This window comes from Streptosporangium sp. NPDC020072 (assembly GCF_040631445.1).
GTDB lineage: Bacteria > Actinomycetota > Actinomycetes > Streptosporangiales > Streptosporangiaceae > Streptosporangium.
This window is the reverse complement of the sequence record NZ_JBEYAB010000001.1, coordinates 139,490-156,136: the sequence shown is the minus strand read 5'-3', so window position 1 is coordinate 156,136 and position 16,647 is coordinate 139,490. Positions and strand designations below refer to the sequence as shown.

The window sequence follows — 16,647 nt, the reverse complement described above, 5'->3', positions numbered from 1 at the left end:
GGGGTAATCCGCGGCCTTCCGGAAATCACACGGAAACGCCTTTCTCCGCCGCCTGCCGTACGGCGGAGCCACCGCGCAGCAGGAACGCGCACAGCAGCACGGAAAGCAGCGTGAGACCCGCCATCGCCCAGAGCGTCAGCCGCAGCCCCTCGGTGAAGCCGGGCCCGGCCAGCCGTCCTCCGGTGGTCGCGGCCAGTACGGCACCGCACGCCGCGATGGCGATGGTCTCGCTGCCCAGCCGCGCGGTGTTGAGCATGCCCGCGGCGGTGCCCGCCCGGTCGGCGGGGGCGCTGCCGATCGCCACCCCGTCGATCAGCCCGATCGAGGCGCCGACGCCGAGCCCGATCGTCAGCAGCGGTCCCGCGAGACCGGGTGTCCCGGCCTCCGGCCCGGCCAGCGCCAGCCAGGCGGCCCCGGCGCCGACCAGGACCAGCGACAGCACGACGACGGCCGCCGGTGACACCCATCTGGTGACCGGCCCGATCAGCGAGGGCAGGACGAGCGTCGGGGCGGTGAGCATGATCAACGTGGCGCCCGCCCGCTGCGGGCTCATCTCCAGCACCTCGGTGAAGTAGGACGGCAGGTAGACCAGCAGCGGCACGAGCACGCAGACGATCGTCGCCGCCGCCGTGGAGAAGGCCAGGAAACGCGGGCCGGTGAACAGCCCGAAGTCGAACATCGGGTCCGGCCTGCGCCGTTCGATCCCGGCGAACACCGCGAGGCACACCAGGGAGGCGGCGAAGGCCGCCAGCGGCAGCGGCGAGGTCCACCCGAGGTCGGGCCCCTCGACGAAGCCGGTGATCAGCAGGAGCAGGAACAGGGTGAACGTGACGGCCCCTCCGGTGTCGACGCGGCGGGGCGCCGGGTCCCGGGACTCGGGCAGCAGGGGCACCACGCAGAGTACGGCGAGCGCCACCGCGGCGGGCAGGCCGAACACCATGCGCCAGCCGAACGCGCCGATCAGGGCTCCGGCGACGGTGGGACCGAAGGCGAGGCCGACCCCGAGCGCGGTGCCGAACAGGCCGAAGACACGGGTCCTGGCCCGCCCCTCGAAGGAGGTGGCGAGCAGCGCGCCCCCGCTCGCCCCCGCGGCGGCCGCGCCCGCTCCCGCGACGGCGCGGACCACGTCGAGCAGCACGATGTCGGTGGCGAGGGTGCTCAGCAGGCCGGTGACGGCGAACACCGCGACCCCGGCCGCGTAGACACGGCGTCTGCCGGCCAGGTCGGCCAGCGAACCGGAGACCAGCATGAAACTGGCGAAGGTGGCGTTGTAGCCGTTCACCACCCACTGGACGGGGGCGAGCCGCGCGCCCAGGTCCGCGGCGATGTCCGGCAGGGCGACGGAGGCGCCGGTCAGGGTGATCGGCAGGGAGACGGTGGACAGCAGGACGGCCACAAGGACGAGGATCTGTTTTTTTCGCATATCGCTCCTGTTCAATGGGAAATTTCGGGATTTCTTAAGCGTGGGACGTCAACAAACGTTGAGGTCAAGGGGGTTTTCCGGGGTCCGCGCTCAGGCCGCCCTCACGACGGGCCCTTCCCTGACGGCCACCGGCCGCTGGACCCTGACACCGTGTCAGGCCGTACAAGGGGAGGCATGCCGATGGACATGGAAGCCGCGCTGGCCGAGATCGTGCGTGAGGGCAGGGCGCCGGATCTGCACGGCGTCGTCGTGACACGCGGGCGGGACCTGATCTTCGAATACTACGGGGAGGGGCCGGACGTCGCCTGGAACGCCCCCCTCGGCACCGTCACGTTCGGGCCGGACACGCTCCACGACCTCAGGTCGGTCACCAAGAGCGTCGTCGGCCTGCTGTACGGCATGGCCCTGGAGGGAGGCCATGTCCCCGACCCCGCCGAACCGCTGTACGCGTGTTTCCCAGAATATCCTGATCTAGCGGGCCGTACCGGACTGACGGTGGGACACGCGCTGACGATGACGCTGGGCCTGGAGTGGGACGAGAGCGTCCCCTACACCAGCCCGGCCAACAGCGAGATCGCGATGGAGACGGCGCCCGACCGTTACCGGTACGTCCTGGAACGGCCGTCCGTCGAGGAGCCGGGCACGACCTGGCGGTACTGCGGCGGCGCCTCCACCCTTCTTGGCGGCCTCATCGCCAGGGGAACCGGCGTGCCGCTTGAGGAGTTCGCGCGTACGGCGCTGTTCGAACCGCTCGGCATCACGGCCTTCGAGTGGGCCAGGGGCGGCGACGGCGTCGCGGCGGCGGCCTCCGGGCTCAGGCTGACCCCCAGGGACCTGGCCGGGATCGGTCGGTACGTCCTGGAGTCGGACTCCCCGTGGATCTCCCGCATGCTCACGCCGTACGTGGCGATCGGGGAGGGGCTCGACTACGGCTACCAGTGGTTTCTCGGGCCCGGCTGGGTCGCGGGGGTCGGCAACGGGGGGCAGCGGCTGTACGTACGGTCAGACCTCGGGCTCGTCGTCGTGGTGACCTCGGGCCGGTACAACCTGCCCGACGCCCAGGAGACCCCGGTCTTCGTCATCGAGGAGGTGGTGCTGCCCGCCCTGCTTCCCGGCGGATGAACCGCGCTCAGGCCACACCTTCGCACGGCCGGCGGGAACGGCTCTGGGCCGGGCCGCGCCCGCCGGTCCCGTACGGTGAACGGCACCGGGTCTCCTGGGGGTCAGCGGTAGATGGCGACGGCGGCATCGCGGATGAGGGTCTCGACGATGCCGATGACCTCCCTGATCATGGGGGAGTGCTCGGCGGCGATGGCGCGCAGGCGGACGACGAGCTGGTTCGACGGCTGGCCGAGATAGAGCGCCGCGTCCACCTCCAGCACGCCGACCAGGCCGCACAGCGCGGCGCAACGCGCGTCGGGCGGCTCCCTGCCCTCCGCCGCGGCGCGCACCCCGGAGCAGGCCCGCACCACCCACGCCATGTCGGTGATCTCGTGGCGGGTCTGCGAGAGCAGGCCCATGCGGCGCCTGGTCACCTGGGCGAGGGCGCCCGCGGTGACCAGGCTCGCCTGGGTGTGCCGGCAGACCTCCCCGGCGGCCTGCCTGATCCAGGACCTGACGTCCCCGCCCGAGCGGTCCCGCCGTACCAGGGACAGCAGGCCGTCCACGACCGCGTCACCGAGAGTGGTGTCGTCGGCCAGGGCGCCCCTGCCGCCGGAGACGGTGACACGTTCGCCGACGACCAGTTCGAGCAGCGCGGCCCCGGCCAGCCCGATGGCCATCGACGAGGGATGGACCAGGGGTCTGCCCGACTGGTCGTGGGCGATGAGGTACAGCTCCTGGGGGAGCGGCAGCCCGTTCATGCGTGGTCGTCCTTCGCTACGGTCGTCTTTCGCCTTCGCCGAGGTCGTCCTTAGCAGCGGCCGGTCCGGGACGGGGCGGGGCCCCTACCGGCCGTGTACGGCCTTGCTCTTCCCTGCCTCGTGGGAACCCGGCAGGTCGGGCAGGGACGGCCTGCGGCCCATGGCGTACAGGGCGGCCAGGACCAGGGCGCCCAGGGCGAGCCAGAGCAGGCCGACCGTCTGGGCCATGACGTTGGCGTTGATCACGACGAAGATCAGGATCGCCATCCCGACCAGCGGCACGACGAGATGCGACCAGAAGGCGGCCGAGCGCATGCGGACCACGTAGTGCACGACGACCGAGACGTGCAGCACGACGAAGGCGACCAGCGCGCCCATGTTGATCAGGCTGCCGAGCAGGCTGACGCCGTCCTCCCTGGCGGACATGAACAGCCCGAGCGCGACGGAGAGCCCGGCGACGAGCAGGATGGCGTTGGTCGGCACCGAGTGCCGCACCGAGACCTTGGCCAGGAAGGACGGCAGCTGCCTGTCCCGCGCCATCGCGTAGAGCAGGCGGGAGACGGCGACCTGGGCGACCAGGGTGTTGGCCAGCCCCCAGGAGATCGCGGTCGCGGTCGCGGCGATGTGGGAGAGCGTCTCGCCGCCCGCGACGGCCGCGGCGTCGTAGAAGGCGGTGTCCGAGGCCTGCTTCAGCAGCCCCTCGGGGTCGGGTACCAGCAGGGCGGCGACCCAGACCTGGGCGACGAACAGCACGCCCGCCAGGATCAGGGCCAGCCGCATGGCCCTGCCGACCTGGGCGGATCCGCCGGTCGACTCCTCGACCAGCATGCTGATCCCGTCGAAGCCGAGGAAGGACAGGACGGCGATGGACACCGCGCCGAACACGACCGGCCAGGAGAAGGTCTCCGGGTTGAACAGCGGGGAGAGGCTGAAGTCCCTGCCCCTGCCCTCAAGCAGGGCCCAGAAGCCGATCACCAGGAACAGCGCCAGCACGGCCAGCTCGGCGATGATCATCACCTTGGTGAGGTTCATCGTCATCCGGACGCCCCGCAGGTTGATCACGGTGTTGACGGCCACGAAGAAGAGCAGCCACAGCCACACCGGGATCTGCGGCACGGTCGAGTGCATCGCGATCGAGGCGACGAGGTACAGCAGGCACGGGGCGAGTACGTAGTCGAGCAGGATCGCCCATCCGGTCATGAAGCCGACCGGCGCGGAGATGCCACGGCCCGCGTAGTTGTAGACCGAACCGGACAGCGGGAACGCCTTGACCATCTGCGCGTAGGAGGCCGCGGTGAACAGCAGCGCGACCATTCCCACCAGGTAGGTCAGGACCGGCATGCCGCCCGAGGTGAAGTAGACCGAACCGAAGATTGCGAACGGGGCTATGGGAACCATGAAGATCAGGCCGTAGAACACCAGGTCGACCAGGCCGATCCCACGGCGCAGTTCCTGCCGGTATCCGAACCGCTCGATGCTCTCCTGCGGCTGCACGACAGCCTCCTGTGGCGTCATCTGTCAATGTGCGGGCGCGTCCGCCCGCCCGGGGGGTGATGACGGACGGTGGCGGAGCGTGTCCGGTGATCCTTCCGCAGTGCACGGAATGCCGCAAGCGCGTACCATATATCGTCATATTTTCCCCAAAAACAGGGGTTATCTGGCGGCCTGGGAAGTCTGATGGCGCGCCGGGTCAAGCACCCCGCAGGAGAGGCGGCTCACGGGGTGAGGAGCCGGACGGGCGCGGTGTGAGGCGCCCCGTGAGAGGTTCGGGGCGAGCGGGCGGGGTGTCAAGAGCCCTGTGAGGGGCGGGATCCGTCAGGCGTCCCGCGAAGGGACGTCCGGCGCGAGAACCAGGTCGAACCAGACGCCGACCTCGTCGCTCAGGCGCAGCGCGCCGAACAGGGCGGAGTAGGGCTTGATGCCCCACCGGCTCTGTGTGAGCGTGACAGAGCCGCGCACGCGCCCGTCCGCCAGCAGGGCGTCGATCGTGACGGGCCGGGTGACTCCGGCGAGGGTGAGGTCGCCCTCGACGCGGAACGCCTCCGGGGCGCCCGCGACCAGGGAGGACCGGAACGCGATCACCGGATGCCGGGCCGTGCCCAGGACCTTCTCCCCGATGTTGCGCAGGATGTCCCGCCGGTCGGCGTCGCTCAGGGGCCTGACCCCGCCGACCCCCTCGCGCACCTGGAACGAGGTCGCGTCCACCTCGACGGACACCGAGGAACGGGCCGGGTCCTCGGCGTCCACGACCGCCTCGCCGTGCCAGCGGGCCGCCTCAAGCGTCAGGTCGTGCCCGGCCTTGGCGCCCAGCCCGGTGCGGGTCGTGCGCACCAGCAGCGGACCGTTGCCCGGGCCCAGCGGGTAGGTGCCGGTGACGATGTCCACCCCCTCAGGCTAACTCCGGTCGCGGTCTCCGCCGTCCGGGGGAACCTCCGGGGTGACCGTAGACTTGGCGGCGCCGTGCGGGGACGAAAGGGACAAACGGCCGCGCCGAATCGTCTCACGGGCCGACGAGCTCCAGGCGGCGTTCCGTTCCCGGCGGCAGGCCGTTGACCCTGGAGGCGTCGTGCGGGTGCTGCTCATCGACAACTACGACTCGTACACCTTCAATCTGGCGCAGCTCATGGCCCAGGTCTACGGGCGGATGCCGGTCGTGGCCCGCAACGACTCGGCCGCGCTGCGGGAGGCCGGCCAGGCGGACTACGACGCGATCGTGGTCTCACCCGGCCCGGGAAGACCGCAGGAGCCACGCGATCTCGGACTGGCCGCCGACCTGCTGCGCACGACCCGGCTGCCCGTGCTCGGCGTCTGCCTCGGCCACCAGGCCCTCGGCTGGCTGGCCGGTGGCGAGGTCGTGCCCGCCCCGGAGCCGCGTCACGGCTACGTCGACCGGGTCAGGCACCTGGGGACGGACCTGTTCACCGGGATCCCGCAGGACTTCGCCGCGGTGCGCTACCACTCGCTGTGCGTCGAACCCGGCGGGGCGCCCGACCTCGTCACGACCGCCTGGACCGGGGACGGGGTGACGATGGCGCTGCGGCACCGTACGCGCCCCTGGTGGGGGGTGCAGTTCCACCCCGAGTCCGTCGGCACCCGGTACGGCGCCCGCCTGGTGGAGAACTTCGCCACCCTCGCCCGCGAGCGGATCACCCTCACCCGGGGCGGCGCCGTACCCTCACGGGAGCACGAGCCTGAGGCCGTGCCCTCACGGGACCGCGATCCCCTGGTGGAGCACGGCCCGGTGGCACCGGGGGAGCGCGGGCTAGGCGGTGGATGGCTCCTCAGGGTGCGCACCGCCGCCTTCGAGGCCGACGCCGAGCGGACCTTCCGCCGCTGGTTCGCCGAGAGCCCCTCGGCCTTCTGGCTCGACAGCAGCCGGGTCGAACCCGGTCTGTCCAGGTTCTCCTTCGTCGGCGACGGAGGCGGCCGCCACGGCGAGACGCTGCGCTACCGGGTCGGCGACGGGAAGGTCACCTCGACGGCCGCCGACGGCACGACGACCTCCCTGCCCGGCTCCGTCTACGACGTCCTCGCCAGGCGGCTGGCCGAACGCGCGCTCGGCGACGACCCCGGCCTGCCCTTCGACCTCGACGGCGGATACGTCGGCTACCTGGGCTACGAGATGAAGGCCGAGTCGTTCGGCTCGTCCGGAGCCGCCGCCCACCGCTCCGGCCTGCCGGACGCCGTGTGGATCTCGGCCACCCGTTTCGTCGCGATCGACCACCTGGCGGGCCGCACCTACGTGGTCGCCCTGGCCGGGCCCGGCCCTGAGGACGCGCGGGAGGCCGACCGCTGGGCCGACCTGGTCGCCGCGGACCTGCCCGCCGGGGGAACCTCCGGGGAACCCGCCGCCCGACCCGCCGCCCAGGAGGAGTTCGACGTCGAACCATGGCTGGCCCGCTCCCGCGACGGCTACCTGGCCGACATCGCCGAATGCCACCGCCTGCTGCGGGCGGGGGAGAGCTACGAGATCTGCCTGACCACCACGGCGCGGCTGCCGTACACCGGGGACCCGCTGGACTTCTACACGCGCCAGCGCCTGCTCAACGCCGCGCCGTACGCGGCCTTCCTGCGGTGGGACCGGCACCGGGTCGCGTGCTCCTCACCGGAACGCTTCCTGCGGGTCACCCGTGACCGCACCGTGGAGTCGAAACCGATCAAGGGTACGGCCCCGCGCAACCCCGACCCCGTCCTCGACCGTCTCGTCCGCGACGGCCTGGCGGGGGACCCCAAGACCCGCGCGGAGAACCTGATGATCGTGGACCTGCTCCGCAACGACCTGGGGCGGATCTGCGAGGTCGGCACGGTCGAGGTGCCGAACTTCATGGCGGTCGAGTCGTACACGACCGTGCACCAGCTGGTCTCCACCGTACGGGGCAGGCTGCGCGCGGACGTGGACGCGCTGACCGCCACCCGGCACTGCTTCCCCGGCGGCTCGATGACGGGCGCGCCGAAGATCAGGACCATGGAGATCATCGACAGGCTCGAAGGCGCCCCGAGGGGGATCTACTCCGGGACGCTCGGCTACTTCGCGCTCAGCGGCGCGAGCGACCTCAACATCGTGATCCGCACCGCGGTGATCGGCGACGGCCACCTCACCGTGGGCGCGGGAGGGGCCGTCGTGCTGGACTCGGACCCGGCCGCCGAGTACGAGGAGATGCTGCTGAAGGCCCGTGCCCCCCTGCGCCCGCTCCAGGCCGTACGACCACACTGACGACCGGGCCTCCCGGAGAACGGGCAGGGCGGATCAGGGCACGGTCCGGCCGGAGGTATAGCGGCGGGGCATGGAAAAACGTTGGCTATCGGTTCCCGCCGAGTACGGACATTGTGGGAGGAACACCCTGAAGGAGGCACCATGAAGCGCAGTGTCATCGCCGCCCTTCTCACCGCCGCCGCGCTGGGCGCCATCCCGTACGGCGCGCAGCCCGCGACGGCCGAGGTCGCCCACCACGCGGTGGGGATCCAGGCCTGGCAGGTCGGACGTTCCTGCAACGTGGGCGACCTGTACTACTACGAAGGCCACGTCTACCGCTGCCTGGCGAGTCACACGTGCAACCTGAGCTGGGCGCCGCCCAACACCCCGGGCCTGTGGCAGCTCGTGCAGTGACGGCCCGCGTCCGGCCGCCCCCGGTTCCCCCGCCGGCCGGACGCGGTTCGGTGGTCTTCTCATCCCGAGGCATGGAGTTCGTGCCGGTCGTGCGCGGTGGCATGCTGGAGGGCCGGCGACCGCGAGGAGCACAGCGATGACCCTTTCCCCCAGCACACGGCGCACCCCCCTCGACCAGGAGGAGAGAGTCCGGGCGGAGGCGGGCTTCGTCCCCCTCGTCGTCCACCACCTCACCACCGACGGGAGCTTTCGGGTGTCCGCCGACACCCCGGAGATGGTCGAACTGTTCCAGTCGGTGGCCCGCAGGGCGGGAGAGCTGCTCCAGCGCCCCGTGACCAGCTACGCCAACGGCAGATACATCGTCATCGCCTTCGCCCAGGAATCCCTCCCACGGGTCTGACCGTCGGCACGGAGTTTCAGACGCCTTTCTCCTGAACGGGGACGGCTTCCTTTCCCGCGCCCGTGAACCCAACCGGTCGGCGTCCCGCACACGGCCCTGTGCGCCGCCTCCCCGTGGGCGTGGAACGAGCGGGCACGCCGGTGGTGGTCCCGGTCCGGGAGAGGGTCAAATGGACCTCTCCGGACCGGAAGCGAGGAAACAGCAGTGACCACTCTGCGGATCACGGTCACCGACGTGACCGATGACCAGTACGGCGCCGTCGTCCAGGCGCTTCGCGACGCCGGTCTGCCACCGAGCCAGTGGAGTGTCAGGACCCAGGCCGAGGTGACGCCTTCCGGCCCCGCCATGTGGCTGGCGCTCGCCCTGTTCGCCATGGCGGTGGCGATGCTGCTCGCCTGGATCTGGGCGGGGGAGTGGCGCTGGGGCGCCACGGCCGTCTTCCCCCTCCTGGCCGGAGTCATCAGCCTCGGGGCGTCCCTCTCAAGGGGAAATCCGAAGAGGAAATAGCGATCTCACTGTTAGCCTCTTTCCTCCGTTCCCTCCATAGAGGAAGAAGAGTGAGCGAAATGCCGGTCTTCGGGGTTGAAAGGTGCGATGTCCGGTGAGTCCCGTGTGGATCGTGGACATCGACGGCACTCTCGCTCTGCGCGGAGACCGGCGCCCGTACGACTGGCACCGGGTGGGGGAGGACACTCCCAACCCTCCCGTCGTCGCCGTCGTCCAGGCCCTTCTCCTCGCCGGACACCCCGTCGCGTTCGTCTCGGGACGCAAGGAGCAGTGCCGCCGCCAGACCGAGATGTGGCTCGCCACCCACGTCACCAGCCTCGGCGACACCGAGGTGTGGATGCGTGGTGACCACGACGACCGGCCCGACACGGTCGTGAAGCGCGAGATCTACACCAGGCGCTTCGCCCACCGTCCCGTCGCCGGGGTCATCGACGACCGGGCCTCCGTCACCGCCATGTGGCGCTCGCTGGGCTTGACCGTGCTCCAGGTCGCCGAGGGGAACTACTGATGGCCGGGTGGATGAAGCACGGCGGCCCCGAGTTTCAGGAGATCGCCGACAAGCACACGATCTTCCGCTTCCAGGTCGGGTCCGGGCTGCACGGCACGGCCATCGCGGGCACCGACGACCGCGACGAGATGGGCATCTGCGTCGAGCCCGCCGCCTACGTCGTGGGGCTGCGCAGGTTCGACCAGTACGTCTATCGCACCCAGCCCGAAGGCGTCCGCTCCGGCCACGGTGATCTCGATCTGACCGTCTACAGTCTCCGCAAGTGGATGCGGCTGGCCCTGGACGGCAACCCCACGGTCCTGCTGGGGCTCTTCGTGCCCGAGTCCGAGATCGTCTCCATCACCGACCTCGGCCGTGACCTTCTCGCGGAGGGGCCCGGTTTCATCCTGTCCCGCCAGGCGGGCCACCGCTTCCTCGGCTATCTCCGGTCCCAGCGGGACCGCATGGTGGGGCACCCCAACGGGAAACGCACCAACCGGCCCGAGCTGATCGCCCTGCACGGATATGACACGAAGTTCGCAGGGCACATGGTCCGCCTCGGCGCGCAGGGGGTCGAGCTCATGGAAAACGGCACGATCACCCTCCCCATGCCCGAACCGTGGCGGTCCCTGATCATCGGCATCAGGAAAGGCGAGTACACCAGGGAGGAGACCCTCGCCGTCGCCGCCGACCTCGAAGCGCGCCTCGAAAAGCTGCTGTCCACCTCGCCGCTGCCCGAGACCCCCGACGGTGACCGCGCCGACCGATGGCTGATCGACGCCTACACCCGCACCTGGTCCGCCGAAGGAGACCAGCGGCCCTGAGAGCCTGATCCTTTCTTTGGGGGCTGGGGTCACGGTCGTCCTCAGATGAGGGTCAGGAGCGCAGGGACTCCAGCATGCGGGTGAGGGCGGCTTCGGTCTCGGCGAGGTCGCCGGGGTCGGCCGAGTCGGCGAGCCACAGGGCGGCCTCGTTCATGGCGCCGGAGAGCAGGTGGGTCAGGGGGGCGACCGGTCGCTCGGGGATGACACCGGTCTCCATCAGCAGGGTCAGCGCGTCGGCGAGATGACGCGCCGAGGCGGCCTCGTCGAGGGCGCGCCACTCCCTCCAGCCGAGTACGGCGGGGCCGTCGATCAGCATGATCCGCCGGACGTCCGGGCCGGTGCTCGCGGTGAGGAAGGCGTGGCATCCGGCGACGAGCCGGTCCCAGGGGTCCGGCTCGGCGTCGGCGGTCGCGGCCACGTGCCGGCCGACCTCCTCCTGCACCTGGGCGAGGACGGCGCGAAACAGCGCCGCCTTGCCGTCGAAGTGGTGGTAGAGGGCACCCTTGGTGACGCCGGCGGCGTCGACGATCTGGGACAGGCCCACGGCTCCGTACCCCTCGGCCGCGAACAGCCGCCTGCTCTCCCGCAGCAGTGCGCGCCTGGTCTGCTCGCGTTGCTCTGCTCTGCCCATGTCCCTCCTCGCGCTTTTGACATACCGATGGTACGCCAACTAGCTTTCGCATACCAACGGTATGTGAAAGGGGTTCGCCATGATCCTGACCAGCTTCTATCCGGTCGTCTGCACCGAGCACCTGGCCGAGAGCCGGGACTTCTACGTCGAGTTGTTCGGTTTCGAACCGACCTTCGAGGCGGACTGGTACGTGAGCCTGCGGCGTCCCGGCGCGCAGCCGTACGAGCTGGCTCTGCTCGACCACCGGCACCCGTCGCTGCCCGAGGCCTACCGGGCGCCGGTGCGGGGGCTGCTGCTCAACTTCGAGGTGGAGGACGTCGACGCGGAGTGGGAGCGGCTGGTCGTACGGCACGGCCTGCGGCCCGAACTGGAGCTGCGCAGCGAGGACTTCGGGCAGCGGCACTTCATCGTCGCCGACCCCAACGGGGTGCTGATCGACGTGATCACACCGATCGAGCCCTCCGCCGAGTACGCCGAGCAGTTCAGGGAGTGATCTGTGTCCGCGGCCGGCGCCACGGCCCGGCTTGAGAGGCCTGCCCGGCCCGGTCGAAGCCCGTCTCCTGAGATCCCTCAGGAGATGGACCGGAGACGGCCGTGGGAGCGGCGCCGGAGGTGGTCGACGGCCTCGGCCGTCCGGTCGTCGGCGGGGAGGAAGACGACGAGCTGCTGCGCCTCGGCGGGCAGTTCGAACGTCTCGCGAAGCAGGCGAAGCCGGTGTCCTTCCGGGTGGTCGAGCCGGAGAACACCACGTCGTGGCACCGCGTGACGCCTCAGGCGGCGGGTGAGGTCAGGCCCGGCGACGGGGGTGAGCTCGGCGGTGAGCCACTCCAGGTTCTCAAGGGACGGCGCCTGCCACAGGTCGAAGGCCTGCTCGTCCGCGACGTCGTCCCAGTCGACGAAGAACGTCCGGGCGCGGGGGTCGGTGAACAGGTAGCGGTTGAGGTTCGGACGGGCGGCGTCGAGCAGGCCGGTTCCCTCGGTGATCGACCGGTAGCCGCTGGTGTGGGCGAGGACGTCACCCAGCCGGTTGGTCACGATGGCGACACCGGGTTCGAGGAGACTCAGTGTCCGCAGGACGGACGGCCGCACGTGCCGGGACGGCGGCACGGGCCGGATGTGGACCGAGCACCCCTCGCCGGTGATCTTCGCGAGGTAGCGCAGGTGGTTGCGTTCGGAGGGGCTGAGACGGAGCGCGTCGGCGAGGGCGTTGACGACCGCCGGAGACGGGTTGCGGTCGCGGCCCTGCTCGATACGGGTCAGATACTCGACGCTGACACCGGCCCGCGCGGCGAGGTCCTGCCGCCGCAGACCGGGTGACCGGCGGCGGTCACGGTCCGGCAGCCCGCAGGACTCCGGCTGGATGCTGTCACGTCTGGCCCGGATGAAATCCCCCAGTGGCGTTCCCACTCCGAAAAGGTATCCGGTCGTGCGCCCAGGAGGGTGGCCCTCCTGGGGCCAGCCTGGGTTCGGTCTGGCCGCCGGACACCGTGTGGCGTGATCGTGGTGCGCATGGAGAATGTGTCGACACGACGTTCCGGTCAGGTGTTGCTGGTGTGGGGGCTGCTCGTGGTGGCGGCGAACCTGCGGGCGAGTCTGACCGGTGTCGGGCCGTTGCTGGATCAGGTGCAGGCCGATCTGGGGTTGGTCCCGGCCGTGGCGGGCCTGCTGAACACGCTGCCGCTGCTGACGTTCGCGGCGCTGTCCCCGCTGGTGCCCCGGCTGGCCGTGCGGTGGGGGGCCGAGCGGCTCCTCGGGGGCGCGCTCATGGTGCTGACGCTGGGGATCGCACTGCGGTGGGTGCCGGTGGCGGCCGGCCTGTTCACGGGAACCGTACTGATCGGGGCGGGCATCGCCGTGGGCAACGTGCTGCTGCCGAGTCTCATAAAGCGCGACTTCCCGACCAGGGTGGGGATGCTGACCAGCGCCTACGCCACGGTGATGGGTGGCGTCGCCGCGGTCGCGTCCGGGGTGGCGGTGCCGATCAGCGAGGTCGCTCCCGGCGGCTGGTACACCGCGCTGGGCTGCTGGGTCCTGTTCGCGCTGGTGGCCGTCCTGCTGTGGCTTCCGCAGATGCGGGCTCCACGGCGTGCCGTACAGGCCGTTCGAGGGCACCGGTTGCCGTGGGGCTCCGGGCTGGCGTGGGCGGTCACGGCGTTCATGGGGCTGCAGTCGCTGGGTTTCTACGTCGTCGTGACGTGGCTGCCCCGGTTCCTTCAGGACAACGGCACGAGCGCGGCCACCGCGGGATGGCTGCTGTTCCTGTTCCAGGCGGTCGCGGTGCTGACCAGCCTGGCGGTACCCGGTGTGATGCGCCGGGCGGGTGACCAACGCGTGCTGGCGGCGATCTGCTCGGCGGTCATGCTTCTCGGCTACCTCGGGCTTCTCGTGGCGCCGGGGGCGGCGCCGCTGTGGAGCGTCGTCCTGGGGCTGGGCGGCGGAGCCTGCCTGGTGCTCGCGCTGGCCTTCATCGGCCTGCGCGCCCAGGACGCGAACGTGGCGGGGGCGTTGTCGGCGATGGCGCAGTCGATCGGTTACCTGCTGGCCGCGGCGGGGCCGGTGGTCTTCGGGCTGCTGCACACGGTGAGCGCCGGGTGGCGGGTGCCGATCGTGGTGATGTGCGCCGCCGCAGCCGGCCAGACGATCGTCGCGCTGGCGGCGGGCGGGGGTACGGTGCGCCCGGCCACGGGCGAGGTTCCCGACCGCGTTCCGGCGCCCCGGTAGCGCCGGAACCGTACCGCCGAAGGACGTCCCTCCAGCCGGTGAACCGGAGAGACGTCCGCGCGGAGGTTCACCGGGCCAGGTCGTCCCACTCCTGGAGGAGGTGGGCCGTGGCCGCGGCGGGAGCCGTGAACGACCAGCGGCCCGGCGGCAGGTTCAGGGCGCAGCCCCCGTCGGCCAGCCTGGTGGTCGGCAGCTGTTCGTTGAGGCCCATGAGGAAGGTGCCGTTGACGGTCATCCCGTCCCACGCGCCCCGCACGGGCAGCACCGCGCGGGCGGTCACGCCCTCCGGGACGGAGAAGGTGAACTGGACCCCGTCGGGCCCGGCCCGCCAGCCCGACTCGACGGTCCCCGACGCGCTCTCGTAGCGGGCGTGCGCCTGGCGCAGCAGCGGGACGGGGCCGGGGCGCAGCAGCAGCTCGCCGAAGCCGCCACCCGTCCCGCGCGGGTCGTCGCCCAGGCCCGCCACGTGCCGGAACAGCCAGTCGCCCACGCAGCCGTAGGCGTAGTGGTTGAAGGAGTTCATGGCCGGGGTCTGCAGGCCGTGCCGGTGGTGCCAGGCGTCCCAGCGCTCCCACATGGTCGTCGCCCCGGCGCGGAGCTGGTAGCGCCAGGACGGGTAGCCCTCCTGGTTGAAGATCCGGCCCGCCAGGTCGTGGTGGCCGGTCTCCGACAGCACGGGCAGCAGCAGGGCGGTGCCGACGAAGCCCGTCATGAGCCGGTGCCCGTCGGCGCGGACCAGGTCGGCCAGCGCCTGCGCCGCCGCGGTCCTGTCCTCGGGCGGGACCAGGTCCCAGGCGAGGGCGACGGCGTAGCCGGTCTGCGTCTCGGTGTGCAGCCTCGGCCCGCTGAGGAAGGCCCGCTGGAAGGCACCTGACACGCGGGTGAACGCCTCGCCGTACTCCGGTGCGTGCGGCTCGCCGAGCACGTCGGCCACGTTCGCGACCAGGCGGAGGCTGCGGGCGAGGGCGGCGGTGGAGATGAGGCTCTTGGGCGTCTCGACCGTGCCGGGGGCCAGCCAGTCGCCCAGGGCCCTGCCCGGCCTGATGCCGTCCTCGGCCTGGGCCAGGCAGTAGTCGGCCCACCGCCGCATCGGGTCGTACGCGCGGCGCAGCGTGCGGTCGTCGCCGTAGCGCCGCCACAACAGCCACGGCACCTCGACCAGCGCGTCGGACCACACGGGGGAGTCGTATCCGTACTCGGGCAGGACCGGCGCGACGTGCGGGATCGCGCCGTCGGCCCGTTGCCCGTCGATCAGCGTCGTCACCCAGCCGGACAGGAACGCCTGCGTGTGCCGCAGGAAGCTGAGCGTCGAGCCGAACACCGAGATGTCGGCCGTCCAGCCGGTCCGCTCGTCACGCTGCGGGCAGTCGGTCGGCACGCTCACCAGGTTGCCGTCCGCCGACGCGCCGATGTTGGCGACGAGCTGCCGTACGGCGGGGTCGCTCACGGTCAGCGAGCCGGTGACGGCGAGCGCGGAGGACAGCAGCACCGCCTCCAGGTCGTCCGGCGTCAGCGCGCCCGGCCAGCCGGTGACCTCCGCGTAGCGGAACCCGTGCAGGGTGAACGCGGGCTCAACGACGTGCGAGCCGGGGCCGAGGACGAACTCGTCACGCTGGTCCGCGGTGCGCAGGTTGTCGGTGTAGAGCCGCCCGGTCGCGGTCAGCTCCTCCCCGTGCCGCACCACGATCCGTACCGGGCCCGGCGCGTCGACGCGCAGCCGTACCCGTCCGACGACGTTGCGCCCGAAGTCGGCCACCTGGACGCCCGGCGCGGGTTCGGTCACGGAGACGGCCGGCACCGTGCCGATCACCCGCACCGGGGGAGCGGGGTCGGCCTCGACCAGGATCTCCGGGACGGCCGTCGTCTCGGCGGGTTCGGCGGTCCGCTGGGAGGGGGCCTGGACGGTCTCGCCCATCACCAGGTCGGCGCGCGGGCGGCCGAGATCCCGCCGGGTCCAGGCCACGTCGGTGGCGAGCACGCGGTGGACCCCGTCGTCGTCGCGCACGAGCACCTGGGCGCTGGCGGCGGGCCGGTCGCCGTAGCGGCGCGGGCCTCCGCCGGCGACGTGGCCCGCGTACCAGCCGGGGGCGAGCCACAGCTCCAGCTCGTTCTCCCCGGGCACGAGCAGCTCAGTGAGCTCCAGCAGCCGGTAACGCGTCCTGTGGGCGTAGTCGGTCCAGCCGGGGGCCAGTTCCTCCTCGCTCAGCCGTACCCCGTTGAGCAGCGCCCGGTAGACGCCCAGCGCGGTGACGGCCAGCCAGGCGCGCCCGGGAGCGGGACGCCAGGTGAACGACCCGCGCAGGCTCACCGCCGCCTGGGGGTCACCCGCCAGCCAGGGGGCGTCCCACGCGCCGCGCGCCCGCAGGCCCGTGGTGAACGCGCCGGTCGCGTGCCCCTCCACACTCCACGTGTACGGCGTCAGCGGCTCCAGCCGCCCATCCGGCACGTCCACGTCGTGCGACCCGGCGGGTACGGACGACCGCCACACCTCGCGCCCGTCCGAGGACACCACCACGGTGGCCTCCCCGGACAGCCGGGCGTTCCACGACAGCCGGGGCGACGGCTCGTCCACGCCGACCGGATCCGCCAGGCCGCACGTCAGGCCCGCCGGTGACCGGGGCGGGGCCGAACGGATGAACGGCGTCTGCGCGCCTGAGACCTGCACCTCCAGCACCCCCGAATCCC

General features: G+C 71.7%; 16 protein-coding genes. 9 read left to right on the top strand and 7 right to left on the bottom strand.

Going from position 1 to position 16,647, the window contains the following annotated elements; genetic code table 11:
• Nucleotides 1–25 precede the first annotated feature (25 nt).
• Nucleotides 26–1,423, bottom strand: a complete 1,398-nt coding sequence (locus ABZ470_RS00730) for an MFS transporter (protein WP_362909089.1) — start codon at nucleotides 1,421–1,423, stop codon at nucleotides 26–28.
• A 174-nt stretch (nucleotides 1,424–1,597) separates the two neighbouring features.
• On the opposite strand from ABZ470_RS00730, the gene ABZ470_RS00725 reads away from it, so the two are divergent.
• Nucleotides 1,598–2,545, top strand: a complete 948-nt coding sequence (locus ABZ470_RS00725) for a serine hydrolase domain-containing protein (protein WP_362909087.1) — start codon at nucleotides 1,598–1,600, stop codon at nucleotides 2,543–2,545.
• Between the two features lie 101 nt (nucleotides 2,546–2,646).
• On the opposite strand, the gene ABZ470_RS00720 is transcribed toward ABZ470_RS00725, so the two are convergent.
• From ABZ470_RS00720 to ABZ470_RS00710, 3 genes are all read right to left on the bottom strand, one after another.
• The gene (locus ABZ470_RS00720; protein ID WP_362909085.1) at nucleotides 2,647–3,285 is read right to left on the bottom strand and encodes a GPP34 family phosphoprotein; all 639 of its coding nucleotides are present in this window, start codon (nucleotides 3,283–3,285) and stop codon (nucleotides 2,647–2,649) included.
• 84 nt (nucleotides 3,286–3,369) lie between these two features.
• A complete protein-coding gene (locus ABZ470_RS00715; protein ID WP_362909083.1) occupies nucleotides 3,370–4,779 on the bottom strand; it encodes an APC family permease in 1,410 nt (469 codons plus the stop codon).
• Between the two features lie 321 nt (nucleotides 4,780–5,100).
• Nucleotides 5,101–5,670: a YceI family protein gene (locus tag ABZ470_RS00710; protein ID WP_352010609.1), complete on the bottom strand. Its 570-nt coding sequence runs from the start codon at nucleotides 5,668–5,670 to the stop codon at nucleotides 5,101–5,103.
• Between the two features lie 181 nt (nucleotides 5,671–5,851).
• Here ABZ470_RS00710 and pabB point away from each other — a divergent pair, with 181 nt between their 5' ends.
• From pabB to ABZ470_RS00680, 6 genes are all read left to right on the top strand, one after another.
• Nucleotides 5,852–7,999, top strand: coding sequence for an aminodeoxychorismate synthase component I (gene pabB / locus ABZ470_RS00705; RefSeq protein WP_362909638.1), 2,148 nt, complete (start codon nucleotides 5,852–5,854; stop codon nucleotides 7,997–7,999).
• A 141-nt stretch (nucleotides 8,000–8,140) separates the two neighbouring features.
• Nucleotides 8,141–8,392, top strand: a complete 252-nt coding sequence (locus tag ABZ470_RS00700; RefSeq protein ID WP_362773525.1) for a carbohydrate-binding protein — start codon at nucleotides 8,141–8,143, stop codon at nucleotides 8,390–8,392.
• A 136-nt stretch (nucleotides 8,393–8,528) separates the two neighbouring features.
• Entirely contained in the window at nucleotides 8,529–8,792 is a 264-nt protein-coding gene (locus tag ABZ470_RS00695; protein WP_362909081.1) for a hypothetical protein, read from the top strand.
• A gap of 204 nt (nucleotides 8,793–8,996) precedes the next feature.
• Nucleotides 8,997–9,299: a hypothetical protein gene (locus ABZ470_RS00690; protein ID WP_362909079.1), complete on the top strand. Its 303-nt coding sequence runs from the start codon at nucleotides 8,997–8,999 to the stop codon at nucleotides 9,297–9,299.
• 94 nt (nucleotides 9,300–9,393) lie between these two features.
• Entirely contained in the window at nucleotides 9,394–9,807 is a 414-nt protein-coding gene (locus ABZ470_RS00685) for a hypothetical protein (protein WP_362909077.1), read from the top strand.
• 11 nt (nucleotides 9,808–9,818) lie between these two features.
• Nucleotides 9,819–10,610 (top strand): nucleotidyltransferase domain-containing protein, encoded by a 792-nt coding sequence (locus tag ABZ470_RS00680; RefSeq protein ID WP_362909636.1) that lies wholly within the window; start codon nucleotides 9,819–9,821, stop codon nucleotides 10,608–10,610.
• Nucleotides 10,611–10,662: 52 nt separating this feature from the next.
• On the opposite strand, the gene ABZ470_RS00675 is transcribed toward ABZ470_RS00680, so the two are convergent.
• Nucleotides 10,663–11,241 carry a TetR/AcrR family transcriptional regulator gene (locus tag ABZ470_RS00675; RefSeq protein WP_362909075.1) on the bottom strand — a complete coding sequence of 193 codons (579 nt, stop codon included), beginning with the start codon at nucleotides 11,239–11,241 and terminating at the stop codon, nucleotides 10,663–10,665.
• Nucleotides 11,242–11,320: 79 nt separating this feature from the next.
• Between ABZ470_RS00675 and ABZ470_RS00670 the strand changes: the two genes are divergently transcribed.
• Entirely contained in the window at nucleotides 11,321–11,734 is a 414-nt protein-coding gene (locus ABZ470_RS00670) for a VOC family protein (RefSeq protein ID WP_352010617.1), read from the top strand.
• A gap of 77 nt (nucleotides 11,735–11,811) precedes the next feature.
• Here ABZ470_RS00670 and ABZ470_RS00665 read toward each other — a convergent pair whose 3' ends face one another.
• Nucleotides 11,812–12,648, bottom strand: coding sequence for a helix-turn-helix transcriptional regulator (locus ABZ470_RS00665; protein ID WP_352010618.1), 837 nt, complete (start codon nucleotides 12,646–12,648; stop codon nucleotides 11,812–11,814).
• Between the two features lie 102 nt (nucleotides 12,649–12,750).
• Here ABZ470_RS00665 and ABZ470_RS00660 point away from each other — a divergent pair, with 102 nt between their 5' ends.
• On the top strand, nucleotides 12,751–13,962 hold the full coding sequence (locus tag ABZ470_RS00660) for an MFS transporter (RefSeq protein ID WP_362909072.1): 1,212 nt from the start codon (nucleotides 12,751–12,753) through the stop codon (nucleotides 13,960–13,962).
• Nucleotides 13,963–14,029: 67 nt separating this feature from the next.
• On the opposite strand, the gene ABZ470_RS00655 is transcribed toward ABZ470_RS00660, so the two are convergent.
• Entirely contained in the window at nucleotides 14,030–16,636 is a 2,607-nt protein-coding gene (locus ABZ470_RS00655) for a family 78 glycoside hydrolase catalytic domain (protein ID WP_362909070.1), read from the bottom strand.
• Between the last annotated feature and the right edge of the window lie 11 nt (nucleotides 16,637–16,647).

Coding starts and splice junctions, on each gene's coding strand:
- ABZ470_RS00730 (WP_362909089.1), bottom strand. CDS start 1,423: ATGCGAAAAAAACAGATCCTCGTCCTTGTGGCCGTCCTGCTGTCCACC.
- ABZ470_RS00725 (WP_362909087.1), top strand. CDS start 1,598: ATGCCGATGGACATGGAAGCCGCGCTGGCCGAGATCGTGCGTGAGGGC.
- ABZ470_RS00720 (WP_362909085.1), bottom strand. CDS start 3,285: ATGAACGGGCTGCCGCTCCCCCAGGAGCTGTACCTCATCGCCCACGAC.
- ABZ470_RS00700 (WP_362773525.1), top strand. CDS start 8,141: ATGAAGCGCAGTGTCATCGCCGCCCTTCTCACCGCCGCCGCGCTGGGC.
- ABZ470_RS00695 (WP_362909081.1), top strand. CDS start 8,529: ATGACCCTTTCCCCCAGCACACGGCGCACCCCCCTCGACCAGGAGGAG.
- ABZ470_RS00680 (WP_362909636.1), top strand. CDS start 9,819: ATGAAGCACGGCGGCCCCGAGTTTCAGGAGATCGCCGACAAGCACACG.
- ABZ470_RS00675 (WP_362909075.1), bottom strand. CDS start 11,241: ATGGGCAGAGCAGAGCAACGCGAGCAGACCAGGCGCGCACTGCTGCGG.
- ABZ470_RS00670 (WP_352010617.1), top strand. CDS start 11,321: ATGATCCTGACCAGCTTCTATCCGGTCGTCTGCACCGAGCACCTGGCC.
- ABZ470_RS00660 (WP_362909072.1), top strand. CDS start 12,751: ATGGAGAATGTGTCGACACGACGTTCCGGTCAGGTGTTGCTGGTGTGG.